Here is an 11,929-nt window from a genome sequence, read left to right on the forward strand (position 1 = left end):
AAACTATAGCTACTGTTTTTATATGTTATTCGAAAAGGTGCATGAATAATCACACTTTTTAAAATTTATAAGAAATTGGAGAACATGTTAATTGAAGTTCCGAGAATTAAACTGGATAGCCCTTCTTTACAAGATAAACGTCTCAAATTAATCTTATTAGAGTATGCAATCCATAGCGCAAGTAATGAGCAGCAAAAAAATATAGCGATAAGATAAACTGGGAAATTAACTGTACTTATGCCCAACCAACTAAACATAATTACCTCTAGTACTGTAAATCCGAATAAAGCTAAAATAGGGTTTGATTTTCTTGGTTTTAGTAGTAACAATATACCGCCATAAAACAGAATTAGGCAAATAAATAGTGGCAAAATTTGATTTAAATAGGACAAGCTGAAATAACTTTTAAAAGAAAAATCAAAATATTCTTTTAAGTTAGTATTTATGTCAGATTGTATTAGGAATATTATGCTAAATAAAATTCCTATAAACGAAAATGCAATTCCGATAATTTTTCTAGTTGCCATACTATAATGAGTTTGTTTACTTATTATTCGCAGACTTTAAAAAAAAATCACACTTTTTATATTTTTTTTAATCTTTAAAATGAAATGGCATTTAAATGAATGCTACACCAGCAGTCGAGTATTTAAATAGATACTGGTTTTATATGCTTTTATTTCAACCTATTATACTATAAAGAAGCCATTGGTGAATAATTAATTCAGTTATGGCTTCTTTGCAATGTTGGTAGCAATGTTTTAATTACTTCCTATTCACAGGATAGAACTTTTTTATAAATTTTCTATTCGCCTTTTATGATTGGCTCGTATTTATTCCAATTAGCTATAATTGCCCAAATATTAATTGCGAATAATACAACTGCGATTCCAATACTTGATAGGTCGTGTACGAAATGGTGAATAAATATTCCAACCATAACAGGAAGAATTACCAACGCTCCAAGTGCTCTTGTTTTTGGGATTGCAATTAAAGCTCCTCCAATGATTTCAACAATTGCTACAAGCGGAAAAATCCATTTTATTGTCATAAAACCGCCCATAATTTTCATCATTTCTTCAGACATTTCAGGCATGGGCATATAATTGAGGAATTTGTTTAATCCTGAATTAATCATCATTAAACCAAATAGAATACATAAAACTGTAAGAATCTTGTTTTTCATTTTTCAATTGTTATTATTAGTAGTAGCACAAAATTAATTAATTTTGATTACCATTAGTAATCAGTTACCTAAAGGTAACCATCAAATTAATAAAGATGAAAAAGAAAGAGCATAAAGAGTGCATGTCCGCTTTGTTACCTGTAAGAGACACTTTAGATGTTATAGGTGGAAAATGGAAACTATTAATTTTAATTTCAGTTTGGGAAGGAAACAAGCACTTTAGGGAAATAGAACGTAGTATTCCAAAGTTAAGTACTAAAGTTTTGTCAAAGGAGTTGAAAGATATGGAAGAAAATCACTTGATCACTAGAACTGTTTTAAATGGTTCTCCTGTACGAACAGAATATGCACCTACAGAACATTCCAAAACGCTTGAAAAAGTCATTTTTGAATTACATAATTGGGGTATCAACCATAGAAAAAAAATCTTTGGTGAAAAGTCCGATACAGTTAGTTAAAATCGTTTTTAATATGAATTAGGACTATGTTATTATGTTGGTATAGCTATGAAAAGTACGGGAGTTAATTAAGGTTTACTTTCCCTTACCCACGTAGGGCTTTGTAATGTGCAGGCTTTTATGCGTTTAATTGAATTTCTAATTTTTTAGCCAAAATCCCTATTCCACCAGCCATTAGATTTTTGATTTTTCCATGCGCAATTTGCAATTTAACAACAATCAAACTGGGTGATGGTTCATTCATAAATTTTCCTTGTTGAATTTTAAAACTCTCTTTCTTTATATTTAATACATCAAATAAATAACAGGCAAGTGGTCCACCTGCCATCCCAGTTCCTGCTTCTTCTAGTATTCCATATCTAGGACCAAACATTCTAGTAGTAGCATCATAGTTTTGCTTATCTACGTCCGTAGAAAAGACATAATAACCTATTAAATCATACACTTCACTAATTTCAGCTATTAGGTCAAAATTTGGAGTAATTTCTTTTAAAACTTCTTTGCTTTTAACGGGAATAAGAATAAATGAATTACCTGTGTTGACCAATTTAATTGGTGTATCGGGAATAAGGTCGTTTTTAGTTAATCCTAGGGATTTTAGAATCATACTTTCTTTTTCACTTACGTGAACATATTTGGGCGCTAGCTGTTCCATAAATGCTAAATCTCCTATCATTGCTATTCTTCGCTTTCCATCGATTGTTTCTTTTGAAGAATTATCATTTTTTAGAGAACCTATTTGTTTTAAGTATGAAAATGTAGCTACTGTGGCGTGACCACAATGTGCTATTTGTTTTGTAGGTGTAAAAAAGTCTAGCTTATAATCCTCAGTTTTTGATTTGGATACAAAAGCAGTTTCTGACAACCCTACTTTTTTTGAGATTTCTAACTTTTCTGAATTAGATAAATTGTCGGCATCTAAAACTACACCTGCTGGATTACCACCTTTGCCATCAATCGCAAATGCGTTTAAAATTTGTACTGTCACTAGTTTTGAATTGTCCATTTTTGATATTTTATACGTTATATCAGATAGACGTGATTAATTAGAAAAAGACGTAATTATTCAGAATTATTTTCAAAATCTAATAGTTTACCTGTAGTATCCGATTCAACATTTGGACAGTCCAAAATGTTTTCTTTTAAAATTTCTCTAGCTTTTTGAACTCTAGATTTTGTGCCTGAATAAGATATATTTAGATGATGAGCTAGTTCTTTTTGTGTATAATCTTTGAATGAGGTTAAGATAATAGCCTCTTTATGATTAGAAGAAAGACTTTCTATTTTTTGATTTATACAGTTTGTAAGTTTTGAGTAATCAAAATTTTGTTCCTGCCTTTCGGGAATATCTAAGTCTGTAATCGGAATGCTATTTTCTTTGGCCTTTCGGAAATAATCAATAATAGTGTTTCGTGTAATTTGGTAAACCCAAGATGTGAGTTTAGAAGTATGCTTTAATTGATTGACTTTAGATTGTACTTTTAGGAAAACCTCTTGATGAATATCTTTTGAAACTTGTTCATCTTTTACTTTTCCTAAAATGAACTTAAAAAGTTCATCATTAAGGTCCGTCCAGATGGCATTAATTTCTGTATTCACAATATTATTTTTTCATTTTTTGTCTAATGCTGAATTTGAACATATCCCTGATAGGTAATTTTCAAATTAGCGACATTATAAATATATACAAACCTTTCGGAATTACACATTAGTCCGCATTACGTTTAAGTTTTTTGTTGTGGCTCGTTATTATCCGTATACCACATTTTCAGCGGTTTCCTTGTGCATTTCCAAATCCGATTTTACGCTGTCCAATTTCATTCGGATTGTCATTAACGCAACTTTTCCGAGTGGTAAACGAAGCGTTGGATTTTTGGAATACACCAAGTCGATAATCGCCTTAGATGCTTTTATTGGGTCGCCTTCTTGCTTCCCGTCAACACCTTTTAATTTTGTTCGGAACGCTCCGGCGGTTTCGGAATAATCATCAATTTCGATTGTAGCAAGACCAAGTCCGTTACTTGCGAATTTTGTTCGGAATGGTCCAGGCTCAACTATTGAAACTTTAATTCCGAGTGGTGCAACTTCTTGAGCTAATGCCTCGCTAAAACCTTCAACAGCGAATTTACTTGCATTGTAAATTCCAAATCCCGCAAATGCTTTAATACCTCCGTGTGATGAAATTTGGACAATATGTCCACTTTTTACTTTTCGCATGAAGGGCAAAACTGTTTGTGTTATTTTTAGTGTACCGAAAAAATTGGCATCGAATACGTCTTTGACTTCTTTTATAGAAGTTTCTTCGACTGCACCTACAAATCCAATTCCTGCGTTATTGACCAAAACATCAATTTTGCCGAATTGCGAAATTAGTTGCGAAACACAGGTTTCAATATTTTTTTCGTTTGTAATATCCAATAAAATGGAATGGGCTTTAGCCTTATGTTTGGTGTTAAAGTCCTCTACTTGTGATTTATTTCTAAATGTACCAATCACAAAATCTCCTTTTTCGATTACGGATTCGGCAAGTGCCTTACCCAATCCGCTCGAAATACCTGTTATAAACCAGTTTTTCATAGAACCTATTTTACGATTAATTTATAATGTGGTGTTGGGTTTAGTGGGCAAGAATATAAATAATTACCTTCTTTAAGCTCTACAACTCCAGTATATTGAGTTTCGCCCTTTTTTACATTAGCTGTTGTAAAAGAATTCTCTACTGCTGTTTTTATTACATCAGCATCTTTGTCTTCTTCTTTTTGGATTACAAAACCTAATTCTTTATCAACATTCTTATTTACCACTCTGAATTGATACTTGCCTGAAGTAAGGTTTAGTTCTTGGGTCTCAAATTGACCTTCTGTTTGAATGAGTTCAATAATTGTTACATCTTTTTCCATTGTTTGTGCTTTTAATATTTGATTAGTAAATAGTGCACAAATAATTGTAAGCACCGATACGACTTTTTTCATTTTATAAAGTTTTAAAATTAACTCTACAAAAGTCCTACGAATTCGGTACTTAAAAAATGAACTAGATTAAGTTTTTGAGCTAAGTTTTTTTCTCAGTTTTGACATAAATTCAGGTGTAATGCCTAAATAAGAAGCAATTACTTTTTGCGGAACACGATAAACAATATTTGGGTAGCGTTTTTCTAATTCTAAAAATCGCTCTTCTGCGGTCATACTTAAATTAGACAATGCTCTTTTTCGGGAAAAGGCAAAGGCTCTTTCAGTTGTAATTCTAAAGTATTCGCTTAATGCGTGGATTTCTTTACAAAGCCCTTCAATATCGTTATAAGACATTTGTAGAATTATGGAATCTTCGAGTGCCTCAACAAATAAAGTGGCAGGTGTTTGGGTTATGTAGCTGTAAAAATCGCTGGTAAAGTGGTCTTCCACTGCAATTTGAACGGTATGTTCTTTTCCTTCATTGTCTATAAAATAAGAACGGAAAGCTCCTTTTTGAATATAATTTCTGTAGTTGCAAACGTTACTTGGTTGATCTAATAACTCACGCTTCTTAATTTTTTTTACTCGAATTATAGCAATAAGTTTTTCCGTTTCCTCCTTTGTCAGAGTAACGTATTTTTCAATATTTCCGAGTATGTTTTCGTATAGTTCCAATGTTTTGTACATGTGCCACAAGGGTTGAGTTATGAACCGTACCGGAGCAAACTAGCGTTTGCTTACCAGCTATGCGCTAAGCAAAAGCTTTTTGCCCGCCCGAACGTGCCTTTTCGGTACGGGCGGGTTTTGTTTTATTTTTTGTTCTAAGCAACCCCGACGCTTCGGGGCCAAAGATTTAGCGACATTATAAATATAAACAGAACTTTACTTTAAATCCTTAGCCCGCATTAAGTATAGCCATTGATGGCATTAGTTATTTTCGCTCTGATATTTATAGCTGCAACCTTCAATACAAATCGGTCCGCTAGTTGGGGTAAGGATAAAATGATTTGAGAACAATTCTAAATCATATGTGATAAAGCCATCATTATTTTCCGATTGAGTTTCAAATTCATCACAATCATACTCAAGGGATAATTTAATTTCTTCGAGTGAAAATGTTCCAGTTGTACATTCAGTAAACCTATTCGAAGAAAAAGTTCCATTACTATAAAATTCAAGTTCTTCTCCATTTTCTACATCAACCCAATATTGGGGTCCACCCGCACTTATAAATGCCTCGTTTAGTTTCCATTGTCCTTCTATCAAATTTGCATTTGGAAGTATAGGTTTATCCGCCACTTTATCACAGGAGGTTAATAAAAATAAAAACAACATTAAAGAACATAGATTTTTCATTTTCAGGAGTATTATTTATTAGATGCTTTTAATTATAAATGGTTGCTTATGATAAATGCCAACATAATGTAAGATATGACAGCTGCAAAGCAGTGTGCGAGTAGGAGCGGGGAGAAAACGAGATGAAGGGATTTTGGTCGACGCAGGCGTTCCAAGCGCAGCGAACACATGAATACCTTTAAAAAAGAATAAAAACGATATGAATAATGCTAAATCATCGTCACGGCTATGGCAAATAGGGCAGGCACGGTAACTTTTCGTTTCCGTTTGGTCTGCAAGCCAGCCCCGATGCTTCGCGGTTTGTTTTGTAATTATTTTTTCAGTTTTAATAATTCAGAATATGGATTTCCATTCAACCCTAATAGTTTAGCAAAAGCAGGTTCCGTTTATATTCCGTTAGATTTTAATTGTTTCGCTTTTTTATTGCTTTATACCATAGCACCATTTGCACCGATAACTTGACCCGAAATCCATTTAGAATCATCGCTTGCTAAAAATAAAACGACTCTTGCAATATCAATAGGTTCCGCAAGTCTATTAAAGGCATTCATAGCACTTATTTTATCTATTGTTTCTTGCGATTTACCATTAAGAAATAAATCCGTTGCTGTAGCTCCTGGTGCAATAGCATTTACCGAAATTCCTCTACCTATTTCTTTAGCAAAAACTCTAGTCATTTGCTCTACGGCTGCTTTTGAGGCGGAGTATAGTGCATAGGTAGGAAACATCAATTTAGCTGTGCTAGATGAAAAATTTATAATTATACCATTATCTGCTAATTTGCTATCAGCTTCTTGCATTGTATTGAAAACGCCTCTGACGTTGACGTCAAAGAGTTTGGTGAAATCTTCCTGAGTATTATCTTTTAATAATTTGGAAAACATAATTCCTGCATTATTAACTAACACATCAATTCTGCCAAATGCTTTTAAGGTTTCATCAAATAAATGTCTGACTTCTTCTTTTTTGCTAACATCTGCTTTTACGGCTAGAGCAGTTCCACCATTTATTTTAATAGATTCAACGGTATTACGGGCTTCTTTTTCACTACTGGAGTGATTCACTATTATTTTTGCTCCATTTTTAGCCAAAAGAATAGCAACCTCTTTCCCAATTCCTTTAGAGGAACCGGTGACTATGATTACTTTGTTCTCGAGTCTCATTGTGTGTATTTTTAGTTTTGAATTGATTTTTGGTGGTCATTCGTAAAGTATAAAAGCAAAAACAGAAACCCGATGTAGGTAGATTGCAGACCTACCAAATCCCATTTTTGGGCAAAAGAACTCCCAATAACTAATATGTTCATGAGTAGAAAAGTGGCTATTAGAGTTTCTCGAGTAAATTTATTGAGCAAAAAAAGAATACCAATAATAAGTTCCGCAAATGGTATACAATAGGCTAAAGGTGTTACCATAAATTCAGGTAACAAGGTGCCTTGAAAGGTATTCTGCATTCCCGTAACAAACTTTTCTAAATCAGGCATCCTTACTATTCCGTGAAATAAAAAGTTTATTCCAAAGGATATGCGAAATAGTAATACTGCGAGTGCTTTGTTATCTAATTTTTTCATTACAATTCTAGGTTTACTATTTTAATTCTATTAGTTTTTTGGCGGTTAAAGCAAGGTCACTTTCATGTATTTCTGGCTTTGGTGAAAGCGGATATAATTGTGCTCCAGGACGGCTGATAAAAGCACCTCTCCAGCCTGCCCAAATTGCACCAGCTATATCCCAACCGTGAGCTGCTACAAGCATACATTCATTAGCTTGGATTCCCATTTTTCTTGCTGCCCAATCATATGCATCAGTATGTGGTTTAAATTTACCAATGTCCTCAATACTTAATCTTTCTTCAAAATAATCTAATAGCCCCGCATTTTTAAATTGCGTTTCTACACCAATATTAGAGGAGTTCGTAAAGGAAACTAATTTGTAACCAGCATCTTTTAATTTTTTTAAAGATTCTTTTACTTCTGGATGCGGAGGAATGGAGCGTAAAGGCGGCAGTATGGCTTCTTTTGCTTCTTCTTCACTAAGGTTAATTCCATTATTTGCAGCAACCATTTTTAATGCTGCTGCACCTATAACACCAAAAGCTTCATATTGTCTGCCAACTGTTGTAACTAAAGAATATTGTAACATGGTAGTAAACCATAATGGTAACAAATCACTCCTGCCACCTAAAGCGTCTCCTACGCTTTTTTTCATAGCGGTGAGGTCTAACAAAGTTTCGTTGACATCAAAAAATAATACTTTTGGTCTTTTTAATTCTGTTTTCATTATAATGTTTTTTTGAGTATTCTGCGATAATACCATTTGAGGTAATCCAAGGCCAGTCACACTTAAAAGTGTAGCGTTTTTAATAAAATTCCTTCTATCTTTTTTCATCATTTTGATTTTAAAACATTCTGAGTGGTATGTTAGTGGGTAAAAAAATTATGATTTTATTAGCTGTAAATAACTAGAAATACCTTTTATGTAATCATTGATAATTTGGTCCCCGTTGTAAAGCTTTCTAATTCCTCTGATTCCCTCGAAAGAACTAATCAAAAATGTTGCAACTGCCATATTATTGGTGCTTTTCTTGATTGATCCTTCAGTCTTACCTTTTTCAATTAGTGCAATGAGGGAAGACTTCCATTTTTCAATAATATTTTTTAGAGCTAACTGGTAACTTTTTTCATAGTTGCCAATTTCGTTTATAAAGTTATTCATTGGGCAACCATTACTTTTATCGTATATAGAAAAAAAGTTTATGCGATTTATAAAAGTATTTTCTAAAATTTCTATGGCACTGCCTTCTTCTTTTAAAGGTGCAATCATACCATCGTATACTCTCTTTTGAATTTTAAGTTTTATAACTTCTAGTGCCAGCTGCTCTTTGTTTTTATAATGATAATAAAAGGCGCCTTTTGTCATTTTTGTAGCCTTCATTACATCATTAATGCTAGTAGCTTTAAACCCATTTTCATAGAACAATTTAAAAGCTTCGTGCACAATGTGCTGTTTGGTTATTTCAGATTTTAATTCCTGTTGCATATTACAAATTTACATAAAAACATTCTATATGGTATTTTTTGTTTCTAAAATCGTTAATTACCGATTAAAACGAAAAAATGGCTCTGCAATTTTGTAGTCTAATTAATCTAGAAGTATTGAAATTGATAAAACTATTGAAAGGACGTAGTAACTTTTTAATTTAATGTTAACCCAGACGAATGATACATCATCGGTTAGTATTTGAAAAGTAGCGGATTAAAAGCACTAACTTTTGGATTAACTATTTGCTTTCAATTTACAATACTCACCTCGATTTAAGCACTTAAATCGCTATTTTTTATATACATTTTTAGGTGGCGTTTTTCTATTCCTGATAGATTCATCACAATAAAGTCAGTTAAAATCTCTTGATAATCTTTTACTGAAATTATGTCCATCCCCAAATTTTTAATTTGTTCAAAATCACTTTAATTTGCCTTCTACATCTGAGTTGATATGAAAAAAGCCCCTTAAAGAGGCTTATATAAATCAGTTTTCGATTAGTTAGTGGCTTGTGCAACGGTTACCATTGTTGTGTGTAGTTTTTGTTTCCAATGGAATATCTGAGAATTCTACTTCTGTTAGGTGAGTGTAAGCGGTATTAATATGTGAGGTTATCCAGCCAATCTTGAAATTATTTTTTTTCATAAATTCTTTTTTGCTTTTGTTAGTTAACCTATGCCATGATAAATTGTAGTTTAAAACAACGGCGAGACTAGAATTTTCAGATGCTAACCAGTTTAGTTTTTTTATTCCTTTTCCTCTGAATGCCTTATGTTTTAACCCAACTACATATTTGTTTGCCAAAATAGGTTTATTCTCAAAATCTAGTAATATAATATTGATTGACTTAAGATATTTTGCTTCAGCTAATTTGGCAACATCATGACTAACTTTTTTAGCATACTTGGCGCTCCATTTATCAGTATTTTTGGAAATATTTATTAAATCATTTTTAAAACCCACGAAAGACTTTTCCAGATTTATATTTTCCTTAATAGAACTAGATTGAGCATAGTTGTTATAGGATATTATGCCCATTATAATTATTACTATATAATGTTTCATTTTATAAATTTTTAGTTTTACTTACAGCAATCCTTTGAAGCTGTTATTGGAAATAGTAGTTGCTTAAAATATGCGGTAGTTTTCGGGTAATTAGTGGTGCTATTTTCTATAACTCCGACTTCTTCAACTGCACCTTTTCTATTGTAATACGTGCCAAATACCAAATCCCAAAAGGGAAAAATGTTGCCGAAATTTTTTGCCTCTTCCATTTTCATGCTGTGATGAAAATGATGTAATTGGGGTGTTACAACCAAGTAGTCTAAAAAACTTTTTTTTGATTGAATGTTTGCGTGTGAGATGTAAGCAATAACTACATGTGTAACTCCTACCAAAAAAATAATTTCTAGGCTAAATCCTAGTAATAATATAGGTGTCATTTTCAAAAAGGTATTTAAGAAAATATTGATTGGGTGAATCCAATTTGTTTTGAACCAATTTAAGCTTGTTGGTAAATGATGAATGGAATGAATTTTCCATAAAAGAATACTTAAATACGAATTGGTGTTGCCTTTGTGACTAATTCTATGATAAAAATATGGAAGAAGTTCTCCAGCCAGATTTGCAATAATATATACTGTAAAAAACGGTATAGAATCCCATAAATTAGATGTTGTAAAGAAGTTTTTCTGAATATAGACAACGAATGATAGTGCAAGCGTTTTTCCTAATGCATCAAATATGGCTGTCGAAAAAATGAAATGTTTAATATCTGTCCAAAAGGTTTGTTTATTTACTTTCCAATCTTGTTTTAAAGGAATAATTCGTTCTAAAATAAGAATATAGAATAATGTAAATAAGAAAATAGAGTAGGCTGCGATTTCAAAATTCCAGTTATTTAGAAGAGTTAAATAACTAAAAATGCCCATTGAGATTAATAAAAATGGTACAACTACCGAGGGTGCAATTTTATGTTTCATTTATTTACTTTCTCTTGTAGTCGTAAGATGAAAGTAAAAAGATGCAGGATTATGGCAATAAATTCATTCTTTCCATTTCTGTTTTTAATTCTTGCGGAAGCTCGCAACTGGTTTTTAACTGAAAGTCAGACACTTGACCTCTATTGTTGTAAGATATATCAATGCAGTCACTAACTAATTCTTTTAGTTTTTTTCTACCTCTTTGTATTCTTGATTTTGTCGCAGTTAAACTCAAATTAAGTATTTCGGCAATCTCCTGCTGCGGTTTTTGCTCAATATCACTCATGTAAAGAGGGGTGCTATATTTTTCAGGTAGATATGTTTGAATAACAAAGCCTGATAAATCACAAACACAAGCACTTGATTCAATATTATTTTCAGGTTGATTTATTAGTAATTCAGAATGTTTATTATTTTTTCTATAATAATCTGCAATCGTATTTCTAGCTACTTGAAAAAGCCAAGTTTTATAGTTCTTAATTTCTGTTTTTCGTTTTAGATTGTCAACTAGTTTTATGCTAACTTCTTGCAAAATATCTTCTGCAATATGTTCATTATTAATTTTAGTTTTAATAAAATTTATTAGATAACTTTTATGTTTATTCCAGATAATGTTAAATGTCATTATTTTTTTTTCAAAATTTTACACAACGCAGCGCTATGGGCAGTTGGTCTTTTTTTTATGGAAATATAGTAAAATCCAACAACGATGTAACGGGAATAGTACTAATTATGAATTTGGATCCCGATTTCATTGTTTATCAAGTAGCCCCGTTTTTTTTACGGGGCGTGACTTGTGGATTTTGCGCCCGCCTGAACGGAACGGGCAGGGTATTGAGAATAAAAAAACGACAACCGTCCCGAAGCTTCGGGAGCATACCCGCCAGAATAACTTGTCGGGCTGGTTGCGACTTGATATGTTAGTGCCTCCGACGAGCGCAGGGAGAGGAAGGCA

16 protein-coding genes and 1 pseudogene are annotated in these 11,929 nt (G+C 32.5%); 1 reads left to right on the forward strand and 16 read right to left on the reverse strand.

Translation table 11 applies throughout. The features are described 5' to 3' along the window. Nucleotides 1-805: 805 nt before the first annotated feature. Nucleotides 806-1,186 carry a DoxX family protein gene (locus ABJF52_RS00930; protein ID WP_348144946.1) on the reverse strand — a complete coding sequence of 127 codons (381 nt, stop codon included), beginning with the start codon at nucleotides 1,184-1,186 and terminating at the stop codon, nucleotides 806-808. A gap of 95 nt (nucleotides 1,187-1,281) precedes the next feature. On the opposite strand from ABJF52_RS00930, the gene ABJF52_RS00935 reads away from it, so the two are divergent. Then, entirely contained in the window at nucleotides 1,282-1,644 is a 363-nt protein-coding gene (locus ABJF52_RS00935) for a helix-turn-helix domain-containing protein (RefSeq protein ID WP_348144949.1), read from the forward strand. 118 nt (nucleotides 1,645-1,762) lie between these two features. Here the strand turns inward: ABJF52_RS00935 and ABJF52_RS00940 are convergent, their stop codons facing one another. The 15 genes and pseudogenes from ABJF52_RS00940 to ABJF52_RS01010 all read right to left on the reverse strand — a co-directional run bounded on the left by ABJF52_RS00940 (nucleotide 1,763) and on the right by ABJF52_RS01010 (nucleotide 11,599). After that, nucleotides 1,763-2,650: a PhzF family phenazine biosynthesis protein gene (locus ABJF52_RS00940; protein ID WP_348144952.1), complete on the reverse strand. Its 888-nt coding sequence runs from the start codon at nucleotides 2,648-2,650 to the stop codon at nucleotides 1,763-1,765. A 56-nt stretch (nucleotides 2,651-2,706) separates the two neighbouring features. Next, entirely contained in the window at nucleotides 2,707-3,243 is a 537-nt protein-coding gene (locus ABJF52_RS00945; RefSeq protein WP_348144955.1) for a sigma-70 family RNA polymerase sigma factor, read from the reverse strand. Between the two features lie 150 nt (nucleotides 3,244-3,393). Further along, complete coding sequence (locus tag ABJF52_RS00950; protein ID WP_348144958.1) at nucleotides 3,394-4,221, reverse strand: oxidoreductase; 828 nt, start codon at nucleotides 4,219-4,221, stop codon at nucleotides 3,394-3,396. Nucleotides 4,222-4,226: 5 nt separating this feature from the next. After that, the gene (locus tag ABJF52_RS00955; RefSeq protein ID WP_348144961.1) at nucleotides 4,227-4,616 is read right to left on the reverse strand and encodes a hypothetical protein; all 390 of its coding nucleotides are present in this window, start codon (nucleotides 4,614-4,616) and stop codon (nucleotides 4,227-4,229) included. Nucleotides 4,617-4,682: 66 nt separating this feature from the next. Then, the gene (locus ABJF52_RS00960) at nucleotides 4,683-5,282 is read right to left on the reverse strand and encodes a Crp/Fnr family transcriptional regulator (RefSeq protein WP_348144964.1); all 600 of its coding nucleotides are present in this window, start codon (nucleotides 5,280-5,282) and stop codon (nucleotides 4,683-4,685) included. Nucleotides 5,283-5,522: 240 nt separating this feature from the next. Beyond that, on the reverse strand, nucleotides 5,523-5,951 hold the full coding sequence (locus ABJF52_RS00965; protein ID WP_348144967.1) for a hypothetical protein: 429 nt from the start codon (nucleotides 5,949-5,951) through the stop codon (nucleotides 5,523-5,525). 311 nt (nucleotides 5,952-6,262) lie between these two features. Continuing rightward, a pseudogene (locus ABJF52_RS00970) lies at nucleotides 6,263-6,331 on the reverse strand (DUF4269 domain-containing protein); the annotation flags it as partial. A 48-nt stretch (nucleotides 6,332-6,379) separates the two neighbouring features. Then, nucleotides 6,380-7,114, reverse strand: a complete 735-nt coding sequence (locus tag ABJF52_RS00975) for an SDR family oxidoreductase (RefSeq protein WP_348144970.1) — start codon at nucleotides 7,112-7,114, stop codon at nucleotides 6,380-6,382. A gap of 11 nt (nucleotides 7,115-7,125) precedes the next feature. Continuing rightward, nucleotides 7,126-7,521 carry a DoxX family protein gene (locus ABJF52_RS00980; RefSeq protein WP_348144973.1) on the reverse strand — a complete coding sequence of 132 codons (396 nt, stop codon included), beginning with the start codon at nucleotides 7,519-7,521 and terminating at the stop codon, nucleotides 7,126-7,128. A 16-nt stretch (nucleotides 7,522-7,537) separates the two neighbouring features. After that, nucleotides 7,538-8,338 carry a haloacid dehalogenase type II gene (locus ABJF52_RS00985; RefSeq protein WP_348144976.1) on the reverse strand — a complete coding sequence of 267 codons (801 nt, stop codon included), beginning with the start codon at nucleotides 8,336-8,338 and terminating at the stop codon, nucleotides 7,538-7,540. Nucleotides 8,339-8,386: 48 nt separating this feature from the next. After that, complete coding sequence (locus ABJF52_RS00990) at nucleotides 8,387-8,989, reverse strand: TetR/AcrR family transcriptional regulator (RefSeq protein ID WP_348144979.1); 603 nt, start codon at nucleotides 8,987-8,989, stop codon at nucleotides 8,387-8,389. A gap of 275 nt (nucleotides 8,990-9,264) precedes the next feature. Then, nucleotides 9,265-9,387, reverse strand: coding sequence for a hypothetical protein (locus ABJF52_RS00995; RefSeq protein WP_348144982.1), 123 nt, complete (start codon nucleotides 9,385-9,387; stop codon nucleotides 9,265-9,267). 106 nt (nucleotides 9,388-9,493) lie between these two features. Beyond that, nucleotides 9,494-10,057 carry a hypothetical protein gene (locus ABJF52_RS01000; RefSeq protein WP_348144985.1) on the reverse strand — a complete coding sequence of 188 codons (564 nt, stop codon included), beginning with the start codon at nucleotides 10,055-10,057 and terminating at the stop codon, nucleotides 9,494-9,496. 17 nt (nucleotides 10,058-10,074) lie between these two features. Continuing rightward, nucleotides 10,075-10,974 (reverse strand): sterol desaturase family protein, encoded by a 900-nt coding sequence (locus ABJF52_RS01005; protein ID WP_348144988.1) that lies wholly within the window; start codon nucleotides 10,972-10,974, stop codon nucleotides 10,075-10,077. 49 nt (nucleotides 10,975-11,023) lie between these two features. Next, nucleotides 11,024-11,599, reverse strand: a complete 576-nt coding sequence (locus ABJF52_RS01010; RefSeq protein ID WP_348144991.1) for a sigma-70 family RNA polymerase sigma factor — start codon at nucleotides 11,597-11,599, stop codon at nucleotides 11,024-11,026. Between the last annotated feature and the right edge of the window lie 330 nt (nucleotides 11,600-11,929).

The sequence above is a fragment of the Aurantibacter sp. genome, assembly GCF_039941195.1.
Taxonomy (GTDB): Bacteria; Bacteroidota; Bacteroidia; order Flavobacteriales; family Flavobacteriaceae; genus Aurantibacter_A.

What these genes read in the sequence shown, in the direction of transcription:
- ABJF52_RS00980 (WP_348144973.1), bottom strand. Translation starts at nt 7,521, where the DNA reads ATGAAAAAATTAGATAACAAAGCACTCGCAGTATTACTATTTCGCATA.
- ABJF52_RS00965 (WP_348144967.1), bottom strand. Translation starts at nt 5,951, where the DNA reads ATGAAAAATCTATGTTCTTTAATGTTGTTTTTATTTTTATTAACCTCC.
- ABJF52_RS01000 (WP_348144985.1), bottom strand. Translation starts at nt 10,057, where the DNA reads ATGAAACATTATATAGTAATAATTATAATGGGCATAATATCCTATAAC.
- ABJF52_RS00935 (WP_348144949.1), top strand. Translation starts at nt 1,282, where the DNA reads ATGAAAAAGAAAGAGCATAAAGAGTGCATGTCCGCTTTGTTACCTGTA.
- ABJF52_RS00995 (WP_348144982.1), bottom strand. Translation starts at nt 9,387, where the DNA reads ATGGACATAATTTCAGTAAAAGATTATCAAGAGATTTTAACTGACTTT.
- ABJF52_RS00990 (WP_348144979.1), bottom strand. Translation starts at nt 8,989, where the DNA reads ATGCAACAGGAATTAAAATCTGAAATAACCAAACAGCACATTGTGCAC.
- ABJF52_RS00940 (WP_348144952.1), bottom strand. Translation starts at nt 2,650, where the DNA reads ATGGACAATTCAAAACTAGTGACAGTACAAATTTTAAACGCATTTGCG.
- ABJF52_RS00960 (WP_348144964.1), bottom strand. Translation starts at nt 5,282, where the DNA reads ATGTACAAAACATTGGAACTATACGAAAACATACTCGGAAATATTGAA.
- ABJF52_RS01010 (WP_348144991.1), bottom strand. Translation starts at nt 11,599, where the DNA reads ATGACATTTAACATTATCTGGAATAAACATAAAAGTTATCTAATAAAT.
- ABJF52_RS00975 (WP_348144970.1), bottom strand. Translation starts at nt 7,114, where the DNA reads ATGAGACTCGAGAACAAAGTAATCATAGTCACCGGTTCCTCTAAAGGA.
- ABJF52_RS00985 (WP_348144976.1), bottom strand. Translation starts at nt 8,338, where the DNA reads ATGAAAAAAGATAGAAGGAATTTTATTAAAAACGCTACACTTTTAAGT.
- ABJF52_RS01005 (WP_348144988.1), bottom strand. Translation starts at nt 10,974, where the DNA reads ATGAAACATAAAATTGCACCCTCGGTAGTTGTACCATTTTTATTAATC.
- ABJF52_RS00930 (WP_348144946.1), bottom strand. Translation starts at nt 1,186, where the DNA reads ATGAAAAACAAGATTCTTACAGTTTTATGTATTCTATTTGGTTTAATG.
- ABJF52_RS00955 (WP_348144961.1), bottom strand. Translation starts at nt 4,616, where the DNA reads ATGAAAAAAGTCGTATCGGTGCTTACAATTATTTGTGCACTATTTACT.
- ABJF52_RS00950 (WP_348144958.1), bottom strand. Translation starts at nt 4,221, where the DNA reads ATGAAAAACTGGTTTATAACAGGTATTTCGAGCGGATTGGGTAAGGCA.